General features: G+C 62.0%; 5 protein-coding genes. All 5 read right to left on the reverse strand.

Features of this window, described 5'->3' with window-relative positions:
• Nucleotides 1-57 precede the first annotated feature (57 nt).
• Nucleotides 58-2,076, reverse strand: coding sequence for a DEAD/DEAH box helicase (locus CDE01S_RS05825; protein ID WP_066704895.1), 2,019 nt, complete (start codon nt 2,074-2,076; stop codon nt 58-60).
• Entirely contained in the window at nt 2,073-3,383 is a 1,311-nt protein-coding gene (gene brxD, locus CDE01S_RS05830) for a BREX system ATP-binding protein BrxD (RefSeq protein WP_066704897.1), read from the reverse strand. Before brxD ends, CDE01S_RS05825 begins: the two co-directional genes overlap by 4 nt.
• Nucleotides 3,380-6,079: a BREX-2 system phosphatase PglZ gene (pglZ, locus tag CDE01S_RS05835; RefSeq protein WP_066704899.1), complete on the reverse strand. Its 2,700-nt coding sequence runs from the start codon at nt 6,077-6,079 to the stop codon at nt 3,380-3,382. The genes brxD and pglZ overlap by 4 nt, the downstream gene beginning before the upstream one ends.
• Entirely contained in the window at nt 6,076-9,771 is a 3,696-nt protein-coding gene (locus tag CDE01S_RS05840; protein ID WP_066704901.1) for a DUF6079 family protein, read from the reverse strand. The genes pglZ and CDE01S_RS05840 overlap by 4 nt, the downstream gene beginning before the upstream one ends.
• Before the next feature lie 116 nt (nt 9,772-9,887).
• Nucleotides 9,888-13,466, reverse strand: a complete 3,579-nt coding sequence (gene pglX / locus CDE01S_RS05845; RefSeq protein ID WP_066704903.1) for a BREX-2 system adenine-specific DNA-methyltransferase PglX — start codon at nt 13,464-13,466, stop codon at nt 9,888-9,890.
• Nucleotide 13,467 lies beyond the last annotated feature (1 nt).

A 13,467-nucleotide genomic window follows, 5' to 3' on the forward strand; every position in this document is an offset into this window, starting at 1 on the left:
TCAAAGCAAGACTGACTAACGACGCCAAGGTCAGTGACGGTGATGCTTTTCGACTGACTAGAGCGTGGACACAAACAAGCGAGCAGCAATAGTGCGAGAGAGGAGGTCTGCAGGCACACAGTCTGCAAACTTGACTCCATCGGCCAGCTGCGCGACATCCTCCAAGGTCAGCTGGGCACCTGACTCCTTGCTGGTCTGGGAAGCCAGTAAGGCTGCCGGCGCCTGAACGCTGAGCGCGTCAAATTTGACCTTCCTCCCCGCAGACGAAGCGGTACGGGCATAGGTCCGGTTCTGCTTTGTGCCGGCAAAGGTCCAGGTGCGAACCTGATTGCCTTCAGCTCTGGTCATGAAGTCGGCGTCTGGAGACAACGCCAGTTCCTCCTGCAACGCAGAAAGCTCGGACTTGCCACGTAACGAGAGGTGGACTGCGGGCGGCACTCCGTGAATGAGGGCAGCCCGAATGCCCTGGCAAACCTCACGGCTCAGGCTGCGGGCACCGCCCATCCACCGAGCCTTGCCGCCTTCTTTCGCCGGCTCCAGCCAGACGATCTTTTTGGACCACTCGATTTCTTTGACCGTCCAGCTTCGACCCGCCAAGAGCAAGAGCCGCTGAGGTTCATCACCAGTAAGTACCGTGGGGTCGATGTAGCCCACCTCGGCACTGCCATGCCGGCCAGTCAGGAGTTGCGCCCCACTGAATGACGCCAACAGGTCTCGGTAATGCCCACGGCCGTAGTCGCGCTCAGCCTGGGGACCGATACGCAACAGCCCCTCGCTGGAATCCAGGTACCCCTGCTGCACCATATGGGTCACCATCAACTGAAAGCCGTCTTCAGGCAACTCAGGGAAGCAGCGCGACAAAAGTGCGATGACATCGCTGGCTGGCCACTCACCGTGCTCCAGTGTGGAAACGAGGATTTGTTGCCCAACGATGGGCCAGGGCTCATCCGGAGGCCGCGCCGATTCGACCCAAGACTGGGACCACAGCTGAGTGACTCCCAAAGCCAACATGAAAGCATCCTGGTTCGTCGTGAGGAACAAGCAGTTCCTCACACCGCCCGTCCTCCGCCCGGTTCGCCCCATGCGCTGAAGGAAGGACGACACCGTGGACGGCGAATCGATCTGAATCACACGATCCAAATCTCCGACGTCGATGCCCAACTCCAGAGTCGATGTCGCAACGATCACGCAGTCCTTTTCTTCAGCGAATGCCGCTTCGGCCTGCTTGCGCTCCGCCGCGCTCAGCGATGCATGGCTCACGAAGGTCCGGACATCCTTGGCGCGCAACATACTGCTCAGCTGTTCTGCGCTGCTGCGTGAATCGCAAAACACCAGCCTTTTTTCACCTCGGTGGAGGCGCGAAATCACCGTTGCTGCGTTTTCGAGGCTGCCTACGTGATCGATCGTGACATCGGCATCGGTGCTTACGGTGGCGGTACCGACAACCTGCCGCGCCCCCACTGGCGCGAACCATTGCAAAAGCTCTTGTGGGTTGCTGACCGTTGCAGACAGACCGATTCGTTGCAGCGGTTGCGGCAGGTAATGCTCTAGCCGCTGCAGTACCGAACGCATGTGCCACCCCCGATCATCAGCGGCAAAGGCGTGCAGCTCATCCACCACAACGGCCCGCAGATTGCCAAACCAGGTTGGCCGATCCACGCGCACGGAAATCAGCATCGCCTCAATGGACTCCGGCGTCGTCAGAAGAATGTCGGGCGCCTCTTTCATCGCCTTCATCTTCCGCGACTGCGAAACGTCGCCGTGCCAAACCGCTACTGTTCGACCCACCAGTCCAGCGTAATGGGTCAGTCTCTGCTCAAGATTGTTGAGCAGCGCCTTGATGGGGCAGATGTACAAGACACTGGTGCCCGCCCAAGACTCTCTCAACATTTTGGACAGGATCGGGATGGCTGCCGCCTCCGTCTTTCCGCCCGCCGTAGGTGCCAGCAACAGGCAGTGTGCTCCGGCATGAATCGGCGCAATGGCCGCCAGCTGGGTGGGACGCAGGGTACTCCAGCCCAGCGTGTTGACGACGTGGTACTGAAGGGATGGGTGCAGCTGCTCGAATTCGCTCACAGCTCGATGTCGTCCACGGAATTCGCACTGGCCGCCGCACGCTCGGACGCGGACATTTCGCTCTCGGAAAGCGTAAGCGAATAGTGCTGCCGCGGATCAAAGTCCGGATGCAAGTCCACTCGATCCAGAACGTCTGCCACCAGCTTCTTCAAAAACAGCCGCGGTGCCACGCCGACCTTGCCTCCGAGCCCCCCCGCCACGGCACGGGCGAGGGTGTCCAGGTATGCGTCATCGACAACCGATCGCAGGCGAGTTTCGTTCGCCCGCCCCTCCGCGTAGATGTCACGCACGCGGCGCCCGACGGACAAGAGCGCTGCATGGTCAAACGGCGCCAGTCGGATCTGCACCGCGCGGGGGTTGTCGAACCTCCGGTCAGTGCCAAAGTCAACATGCAGTCTCTGCGCCAGGGGGGCCAACCGCTGTACGCCCTGTGGACCGTCATAGAAGGCAGGTGTACCGGTGATGACCAGGTAGAGCCCAGGGTAGCGACCCGCATCAATCTCATCGATCCACTGCCGCAGAGCATTGAGCCCCTTTTCGCGAGTGTCGGTACGCATGCGCTGCAAGGTCTCTACTTCATCGAGAACCAGCACCAACCCAGAGAAGCCGCTGTCACGCAGGATCGTGAGCAGGCCAACCAGGAAGTTGCTGGCCCCAAAGTGGTCCAAATCGCCCTTGATACCTGCGGCACGCTTGACGCTGGCCGCCACGTTAGGCTGACCTGCCAGCCAGCTGATCAGACCCTCGGCCAGCATGCCGTCGTTGCTCGCCAAAGCCTGGCGATAGGTTCGAAGCACAGCGGAGAACGCCGGTGCCGTCTTGCTGATGGTGCTCAGGCGCGCCTCCATGAGCGCATCCGTCCGCTTCAGAAGGTCTTGCGCATCGTCCGGGTCTACCGAAGGGTCCGCCAGAACATCCTGCTCCAGCGCGTAAAACCAGCCGTCAATCACGCTTCTGAAAGCACCGCTGGCCATGTCGGCCGTCCCGAGGTGCTCTACCAGGCGCCGATAGACCGTTTCCAGCCGATGCAGGGGTGTCTCGGTTTCATTGATCTGTACCTCTGTTGCGGCGAACCCTTTGCTGCGCGCCCGCTCCTGCAGCCAGCGGCCGAAAAAGGTCTTGCCAGTGCCGTACTCGCCGCGGACAGCCTTAAATCCTCCGCGGCCTGTCGCCACCAAATCGAGCTCTTCATTGAGGGTGGACGCAAACGTCTCAATCCCAACGGCAAGCGCATCCAGGCCACTGTTGGGCACAGTGCCACGGCGCAGAGCGCTGACGATGTCTTCCCGTCGAGCTGCGCTGATCATGACAATCCCCCCTGCGTAGGCAACCTGAACTGCTGGCGCAGCAGGGTCATGTTGAGTTCAACTGATCCTGCGGTCTCATCAACGGTGAGCACCGGTGCCTGGTCTACGTTCAGCATCCGTCGCACGGCACTCAGCAGCCCACCCATCCGAACCTCGGCCAGCGACAGCCGATTTGCCAAGGCCGTCCGAGACAGCTTTCCACCACGTTCCGACAGCGCCTCGAGCAGCAGCCTCATCTTGTCGTCGGGCAACGCGACACGTGCTGCCAGTTGTCGCTGCGAGGCGTAAATCGGACTGGCCAGCAGGAGCCCAATCCAGTCTTGGGGGGCGCTGTCAGCTGTTGACGGCGGCAAATCGACAGCGGCAAACAGCCCTGGCTGCGCTTCTGTCGGCACCGTCTTCTTGCGTGTGGGCTTGGCTTGCGGAGCTGCCACAGCGACTGCGCCTTTGGGCTGTAGAAATGGCGGCAGTTCCCACCAATCCGGTTGAGTGGGTGGAGCGGGATTCCAGCCCGGGAGGTTCGAGCCCAGGGGAGCGAACAGGCTTAAGGGCACCGTCAACTCCTGCGGTGACAGGCCGCCGTGGTAGCCGTTCTTGCGGCCCGCATACCGGCTGCTTTCCCCCCAAAGGCACACCACCGCATTCGAGCCATCGCTGGTGACCACGCGCCCCCCGCTGACGGCCATTTCTTGGGGTGAGGCGGCGGTACGTCCCAAGCGCCAGCGATCACTCTCCCCGCCCGGAATCTGCGTCGTGCCATCTTCCAGCAGATGACCGTGGTCCGCAGTGATGATCACCACGCGACGGGCTTCACGCGCCTCGCGCAACAAGGGCAACAGCAGTCGCAGATCCTCCAATGCCCATCGCTGGTTCAGTTGATCAGGCCCGCTGAGATGATCGTCCACCGCGTTGTAGACCACCCCGACAACCTGCTGCTTCGGGTTAGCGATGGCCGAACGAACTTCCGATGCAAGACTTCCGCCGTCGGCCAAGTCCCCCTTGTGAAAGAGCTTGGGGGCAAGTTCCGCTCGACTGACAGCCATCAGCGCCGGATGCGACGCAAATCCGGGCTTCTCTTGCGCCTGGTTACCGGTGGTCAGCCGCCCACACAGCAAGCTGGTCCGACTGACCTCGGTGATCGTCGGGATAGCCGCCATTCCAACGAACGGCATGCCCTGCGCGGTCGGCACCAATTCAGTCCAGCCGTGAGTGGATGCCCGTGCAAACAGTTCGCGGAAGATGCTGTTGCTCAAACCATCCATCACCAACAGCAACGTGGGTTGAACTGCCGCAATCGGGGCGACCACACGCTCCAAAACCTGCTCGAGCAGGACAACTCGACCGCTGTTAGCGGGGGGCTGAGTGTTCCACTGCACGAGCGCATGGGCAAAAGACTTGGCGAATCCATCCCGCCGAGCAATCGCTGCCCGGCGACAGGCAGCATAGGCCTCGGACAATTCGCTGAGTTCATCCCCACCCAACAACCTGAAGCGGGCCCAATCCACATAAGCCCCCTCGTCCGCTTGCCACTCAACGGCATCCGGCAACGCCGCCCCTGAAGGCATCGGACTGATGAGCCAGCGAGCCAGGCGCCGCGCCATTTCGACACGCTCCTTGCGGGGAAGCTGGCTATTCATCAGCATGTGCCTCAAGGCACGGTCAGCATGCAACTCCACCTGCTGCAGGTTCGCTTCGGTGGGCTCCGCTGCATGGGTACTCAGCGCCACCGCAAAGTCCGTCAGGCGTTGATCCAACGCCAACGGCAGGACATCGCTCAAATGCGCAAACTCCGAGATCCGAAGATCCTGGAGCAAGGCATCGGCGCGATCCAGTGCCGCACGACAGCCCTCCACACCGAGACTGCGCACGACCCGCTCCGCAGCCTCCGCCCACTCACGGCCTTCCTTGACGCCCACGTGCTGGTCATTGACGAACCGCTCCAGACGAATGGCCGCCTGACCCAAGGCCGTTTGCCCTTCGCCGTCGGGGGCGAAGATCACACCACTGACCAGTCCCAGGGACAGTGCATCCCCTGTACGTCCAGCCTGGATACACCCCAACACCATGGCGCCAGCAGCGCCGGATGTCTCCGCAAGCCAGCTCAAGATGGATGCCCGCATCGCAGCCGGCAAAGGCCCCAGCCTGGCCTCAGCCTCGGGCCTCAATGACCAGGTAAGCAAACTCACTGCGTCTGGTCGAGCCACCTCGATCCCCAGGAATCGGGCTAAAACCTCACGCCAGGCCGTCTCCAAGTCCAAAAAACCGTTGGCCACTGGCTGGTAATCACCCTGGGCCGCGCCGTCGATCAGGGCTTGAGGCATCCAGGCAAACCGGCCCAAACGCGCGTCCGTCTCCTTTGCCTGGAACATCACGCGGACGATGTCCCATCCTTCCGGCTGAAACACCCGGGCACGGGCCAAACGGGCTGCAATGTCCTCGGCTACTTCATGGGTGGACAGTGGAGTGATCACCACCATGCCGGTGGTCGGATGCTTATGCTGTTCCAGTTCGCACAGAGCCTCGCGAATCGCCAGCGACGATTCGCACCACCGAATCGCAAACGGCCTTCCCAACGGACTGATCGAGTCCGGCCAGGCCTGTTTTGCCGTCGCTCGGATCGCAACCGCCTGCGCTGCCGGATCGCTGTCCAGCACGCGCTCCAGCTGCGCTTTGATCTGAGGCGTGGACAAACTCATAGCTGCGTGCCCTTGCGCTGCAGGCGCCAGCTCAGCGTGAGCTCCAGATCTCGCTCACTGGTCACGCGGGCCTTCAGTTCCTCCAGGGCCGCAACGGCTTCAGATGCGGTCAGATTCAGCTGCTGCTTTTCCGCCACCACCTCGGGCGCCAGATTGGCAGGCACGGGTGGGATCGTGACCGGCGCCGGAGCAGGTACGGGCACACCAGGCACCGGAGCAGGCACCGCAGCCGGAGCTGGCGCGGGCGCAGCAGCGGCCAGCAAAGACATCGCATCGCGGTGCAATTCCTCCAGCCGACCCTTGAGCGCGAGCACATGCTCATCGCTGGTGAGGACCTCGGCCAGCCGCCGCCCGATCACCTGGGCCGCCTCCGCCCGGTTGTCACTGAGCTTCAAAACCACATCGAACAACTGCCAGTAGCTCCCCAGCTCAAGCGCATCGGCACAAGCCTTCGCCTGACCCAGAGCGCGGCCAACAGCAGCCTCGGAAGTCTGCAAATCGGCCCCCGCCAGCACAGCAACAAACTCCGAATCGGCAGCCGACGCCAAAGCGGCCAGAAGCGACTGGGCAGACTCCGCCGTTTGTTGGCGCGCTCCAGCGGCGCCGCCTGCGTATCGGACTGCACGATCACGCACCTGCACCACCAGGCGCGTCACCGCATCTCGATTTTCTCCAACTTTCAGCTTGATCTCGTCTACCAGCTTGCCCACATTGGCTGCGTTGAGCGTCTGACCAAGCGTCAAGCCAAACAGGCTGGATGCACGTTGCAGCGCAAGCTGCCAGTCGCCGGCAGAGGGCAAGGACTGCTCCCGCAACTCCAGCTCATCCGGCATGCTGTCCACTGACGGCTCGTAAGGCCCCCCACGCATGGTGAAACGCCGGCTGGTGGATGCCGCGAAGGCCAGGATGATGAGGTTCTGCAACTCCAGCGGCAGGCCCATCGGTGCAGGGGTGTCGATCCACTGGCGCAACTTGGCCACCGTGATCGGGCCGCCCCCGTCTCGCGCGTGGGCCTGGGAAAAGCGCGACTGCCAGTGCGGCTCAATCAGCAGGTGCGTCTCCGCCATCTGCCCGAGCTGGCATGGGTTGACGACGGACCGAACGAGCTTACGCAGGCCGGCGTCTTGAACCAGTCCGCGCTGGCCAGGCGATTCGATGGCCTTTTGAACCTCCGGCCAGATCTTGCGGATCACCACCGGCTTGATTTCGGTATCGAACTCCGGGTGGGCCGGATACTGGTGCGCAAACAATTGGCCCAACAGACTCTCGAAGGCCGACTTGAAGTCAGCACCGACCGGCGGGCGCGGTGACAAGGTAGGGTCGAGCGAGCGGAACTGCTGGTCCGCGGTCAGCGGGTTGCTGACCGCATCTCGCGGCTCGGTGCTGATGCCGTACGCCACCTCCAACTGGGAACGCAATTTGATGCGCAGTTGGTCCAACTGGTTGCGTGCCAGCGCCTTCGCCTGCACGCGGTCTACGTAAGACAGATGTCCGGCGTAAGTTTCAAAGCGCTCGCCCTGAAGGATGTAATCCAGCACCACAAGGCGCCCCAGGTCCGCCATCGCTTTATTGCTCAGGAACGAGGGGATCCACACCAGTGTCTTGGTGTCGCCACCTCGATACGCAGCAAGGCGGGCCAGGTCATCAGCTGGGCCAAAGTTGGCCTCATCAAATGGGAAGTCCAGCACCACGGTCCAAATGCCTGAGCGTCCGCGCAGACGGTCGTCCGTCATCTCACGCACGTTCTCATACAGCAACTCGACCTCTCGCCGCGTGCCGCGCCAGTTGAACTCGTAGGTGCTGAACAGGTCACCCGTGTCCTCAATCCCGAGCTCCTTGAACAAGGCCTCGCGGATGCGCTTTCGGCGGTTGCCGGGGTTGTCGTTGGCTTCAGCCGCACGCAGGATCGGCTCGATGTCAACGCCCGTCACCTGGATGGAGATGATCGGGTTCTGGTCTTCGGTGATCTTGATCTCGCCGATTTCGCTCGCCCAATCCCTGCACTTGCGCAGCACGTCCTGCGCTTCCCGCCCCGGAATGGGGGAGCGGAAAGTGCCGTGGTTCAGGGCCGCCAGACGCTGGGCTGTCAGCGCCTTGAGCGACTCCACCTCGGGCACCAGGGCACCCAGCAGCAAGGTTTTCAGCAACCGCGCATCGTTGCGCAGGTTCTTGGCCGCCGCCGGGTCGGCCTGCCCCAGCTTAATCGCCTCCCAGGTCACGCTGTGCTGTCGCTCCAGCATGGGCAACAGACGCTGGTTGTAAAGGCGCTTGGCGTTCTCAAAGTGCAGACGCATGCCTTCGCTGAACGGTTCGTCTCCTTCGGCAATCGCGTCGTACAGGTCCCCCACGGGGATGAGCTGCCCCAATTCCAGATCGTCGCGACGGTCCACCAGCAACTGCAGCATCAACTTCAGTGCTGTGCGCTCACGCTGCAAAGCCGCCGACACGGCAATCAAGGTCTGCACCAGTGCTGGAGAAAACGGGTAGACCTTGCGGAACATGTCCCGGTCAGCGGTCGTGGTCAGCAAAGTCTGAAGAACGTCTTGCCGCATCCGAAGCAGATCGTCGAATGTGCCCTGCAAGGTCTGCCGTGCGGCCTCGTCCACCGGCCGTAGCACACGCTTCTCAGCAATGGCCGGCAGGTTCCGGTCTTCCAAGGTGATGCGATGGAAGCGCGCCTCCCAGTGTTTCAGCACGTCGCTGAATTGAACCTGCACCGAGCCAGCCAGGTTCTCACCCACCAGGTCACGCAAGTCACGCTGCCGAGCCACAAAGCTGATCAGCGGAATAGGCCTGTCAGCGTTGGTGGCCTCCACCAGCTTGACCAGCTTGGTGCCTTCGCGGCTGACGAAGTTGACGTCTGCCGCATGGCTGGCCAACCACAAGACGAGCTCGTCTAGGAACAGAATGACTGCGTCATAACCCAGCGCCTTGGCATGCCGGCTCATGATGCTCAAGCCGTCATCCAGCGAAACGTACGATTCGCCACTGCCCGCCAGAGTGCGATAGGCCGAGAAGAACTGCGTGATCAAGTCCCCCACCAGACGCGCGCGCTCTTCACCGTTGGGCGGCTCCAGCATGGCCGCCTCAAAAGAGACAGCATCCCATCCGCTCTCAAAGGCACCCCAGCCGCCATCGCCACCGCCACTGGCGCCTTCGTTCAGCTTGGCAAAGAAGGCGTCGTCACCCATGCGCTCGCGCAGGTCACGGGCATCCTTGAACATTCCCTCGGCCAAATAGAAGCCCGGCACCGGGGCGTCCGGGTGCTTCTTGCGGACGAACTCAGCGTACTGCCCCAGGATGGCCGACTCCATGTCGCGCGCACCGATCATGTGATACGGCACCAGCAGGAACTTGCGCCCTTCGGTCCATCCATGGCGTGCCACCACATCAGCCAGCTCAGGGGTTGCGCGGGCCTGCGCATTGCCAGCCAGCAGCAGGTTTAGCACCGCCATGAAGTGGCTCTTACCCGAGCCGAAGCTGCCATGCAGATAGGCGGCCTTGCTGCCCCCGGTCTGCACCGCCTGCTGGATGAAGCCCAGGGCGTTGGCGAACGCGTCCACCAACTGCGGTGTGACAACGTAGTCCCGCAGGGTCTGCTCTGGCTCGGTGACACCTTTGGACAGCTGGAGAACGAAGTCACCTTGGTGCACCCGCTCCGGGATCGAGATGAGATCTTTAATCAGCGGCATTCTTCAGCTCCTCCATTGTTTTTTCAGCGGCCTGTTTCTCTTGGTCTCGACGCATTGCATCTGCAGGTCAGTCGGTCCCGCCACGGGTGTGCGGCGTTGATAAATCGGTGTCACTTTCATGCGGCAGCCTTTTTGCGCCCACGCTTGGCCGCAGTCATCGCTGGCTTCCATGCGCGCAGGTCGTCCAGCGTGAAGCCCAAGCCACGCGCCTCTTCGGTCACGAAGCCGCGGTAGTAGTCGCCCATGCGCTCACCGAACACGGGGTCCAGTTCGTTGTGCCACTGCTCCAGCCATGGCACCAGCTCCAGCAGGCTGGCCAGCAGGGGTTGCAGGCGCGCTGGCTCCCAGCCTTCGCTGTCCTTCATGTCCATGTAGTACCCGGCCACGGCGGTGGCTTGCTGCAGGTGGTTCCAGCCGGCCCAGGCGATGACCAGGCTGCCGTCTGACCCGCGTTCGCAGCCGGGGTAGCTCACCCAACGCTCTTTGGGTACGTCCAGACCGCCCCGCAGGCGCCAGAAGTCAGCCTTCAGGAAGTCCTTGTTCTGGTACTTGGGCGGCACGGGAATCTTGCCGACGTTTTCACCTGCGTCTTCGCGCCGCTGCAATGCCCAGGTGTCTTCCCACTGCGCACGCTTGCGCAGGCCAGTGTCGGTGTACCGCTGCACAGGCAAGGCAGGAACAACTTCGCTGCTGACCAACTCAGCCACCAATTGCGGCACATCGAAGTCCGCATGACCGGCATACAAGGCAGCGATCTGCATGAAATCCGCATCACGCACCACGGCCTCGGCCAGCCGGCTGGTGCTGGTGAGCTGCGCCGGTTGCTCTGCGCCAGCTGGCCAAAGAGCAGGTGCTTCCAGTCTGTCCAGCAGCCAGCTGCGCAGAGCAGTCTGCTCAAGTTCTTCCCACTCTGGAGAGCTCCAGCGCCGCTTGTAAAGCGGCCGCTCCAACAGCCGCAATGTGGGATCACGCTCAATCAGTTCGATGCGGCGCTGAACCACCTGCTTGTAAGAGTCGGGCCAGCGCGCCGGAATCTCAGTAATGGGCGTTGAGCCGTGTCGTTCGAACCAATTGCTGGTTTCTCTACCAGCGGCCATTCGACGGGCCAGCACGATCTCAAACGCTCTTTCGCCAAGCGCTAACTCCACAGCGGTACCGTGCTCCGCCTGGTCAACATTCACATCGGCCGGTAAAAGCCCATACAGACGGTAGCAATGCCAATCCAGCTCTTCTTGCTCGAAGACCATGCGTTGCCGCACTTGGAGGGTACGCGCACGCGCCGCATCCAGACTGGCGCGTGTCGGCAGTTGGCTTACAGCCAACAGAGCGGCGGGCTCCAGAGACTTGAGCTGTTGCACCAACCCGTCCATGCGGCGCGCAATCGTCAGAGGCCGCCCCTCACACAAAGGAAACTCAGCGACGTTGGTGGCGTTAAATGCGAACCTTTCCTCCCACATCTGGCCCTGACCATCTTTGGGAAAGCACACCTGCTTTAGCCAAAAGCATCCGACAGATGAGTTGAGCAACCCGAGCAGGCCCAGATGCTCGTCTTCGCTGCTGCCGGCAGGCAACTTGATCACAGGCGCCGTCTGCTTGAAGACCTTACCGCCTCGGTCGAGGACGAAGTGGTTGTGGGTGGCGATTTCGGCGAACGAAATGGTCATGGGCACCACGAAGCGGTTCTTGAAGAACATTGAGTATTCGAACCACTCCAGACCGCGCTCGATCTGCGTCTTTCCATAGGCGACACGCTCGGACAGTCCGGTGCGGTAACGCCAAAGTGCCCGATTAACTTCGGGGGACCGATAGGCTTCAAAGGTTACCTGTCGATACGGCCACAAGGCGTGTGCAACATTGCCAATCGACCAATCGCGAACGCTCTCTCCATCGACAGCAGGTTGCGCGAATTCGGCATGTATCCTCATTCGCCGTAAGGCACCTTCCCCAATGACAAAAGCATCGTCCTCTCTGGTAACGACGCCAAACCCCATTTCAGTTGCGACGTTCCCGAGGCGACTGATCGCGCGTGCCTCGATCTCCTCGCGTATTTCCCCGGCACCGCCGCCACCGATGCTCCACGGGTGTTGAGCAAACGTAGCCCGTGGTGTGTCTCCCACACTGATGAATTCGCTCTCGGAGTCGGCATGATCGACCTGCCCCACGATGGACGACCACACCAATCCGCTCGCCGGGTCTTCCGGCGTGCTTGGTTCGCCCTTGATGCCCATCACTGTCCGGACCACATCGTCCACTGGAGCACGGTGGCGGCCGAAAAGGATGACAGTGGGCGTGCCGTGGCCGGGGATATAAGCTCCCGAGGTATCGATTACGTGCGTTAAGTCCACCCTCGGCAGCACCTGCTCGATAAGCTTGCTGCCGAACTCGCGCTTCATAAAACTGTTCGCGGTGATCAGTCCGACGTAGCCTGCCTGCCTGCCGATGCCGCGTCCCGTGACCGCCAGCTCAAAGAAACGCTCAGTAAACGGACACCCTAACGAATACTGTCGGTGGCAGCTGGCGTAGCGTTGCCGGTAGGCCCCGTTCAACGCCGCGTCCTTTACGACGATGTATGGCGGGTTACCCACCACCGCGTGGTACTGACGGCCCAGGATGCGTTGCACTTCGGCCAAGTCTTCGCTGGCGTACGCGTGGGCCAGTCCAGTTTCGGCATGGCTCTCGGCCGCATCAAACAATTCCTGACTTTGAGTCAACCCAAAACGAGTGCCGTGCAGCAGGCTGTCGCCGATGGCCACATGCACCTTGAAGTCATGGGCGTTGACCAGGCGGTGAACACCGGAGGCCTGCAACGCAGCCACGAACAGCCGGAAGCGCGAAATGGCCACGGCAAAGGGGTTGAGGTCCACCCCCGCCACAGCGTCCAGCGCTTTCTGCGCCAGGTCTACCGGGTTGCGGCCAGGCTCATTGCGCTGCCACTCGGCCAACATGCGGTGAAAGCCACCCAGTAAGAAGTGGCCAGAGCCGCAGGTGGGGTCGATCATCCGCACCTCGCGGTAGCCGAACTCCCGTATAGCGGGCGTGAGCGTGCGGTCAAGGATGAACTCCTCTACAAACTCGGGCGTCTGCAGCAAGGCGTAGCGCTTGCGCGTGGCTTCCGACAGATCCTGGTAAAGGTCACCCAGGAAGCGGGTGTTCCAGGACGGATCGGTGAAGTCGTGCACCAGCAGGCCCGTACTGGGGTCCACCTGCTGCCAGAACTGGCGCAGGGCCATGGCCGCGTCACCACTGATGCCCAAGCGGAAAACCGGGTTGTGGGCCTCGTCAAAGAAGGTGTGCAGGCCGGGAAGCGTGCCGGCCTCACGGAAGGCAGCCAGCAGGTATTCGCGGTCGCTTTCCTGCGGGTAGGCCTGAAAGTAAGCGTGATGCCGGTCTCGCGCCAGCTCCAGGCGCCCCGACTCGGGTGTGCCCCCCAGCCAGGGCCGATCGACCAGTTGGTTGTCTTCGATGAAACGCAGAAACACGCAGCTCAGCAGCCAGTGCACGCCGGCCTGGGTGATGACCTGGTCAGCCCAGGTTTCGAAGGTTTCGGCGCAACGGTCTGCATCGCGCGCGGCCTGCCATTCGGTCTGCAGGCTGGTTTTCAGCTCTGGAGTCTGCTCGATCCGTTCCAGCAAATCACCTTCCAGGCGCTTGAGCAGCTTGGTCAGATCCGAAAGCAGTGGGGTGGCGTTGATCACG

The sequence above is a fragment of the Curvibacter delicatus NBRC 14919 genome (assembly GCF_001592265.1).
Lineage (GTDB): Bacteria > Pseudomonadota > Gammaproteobacteria > Burkholderiales > Burkholderiaceae_C > Hylemonella > Hylemonella delicata.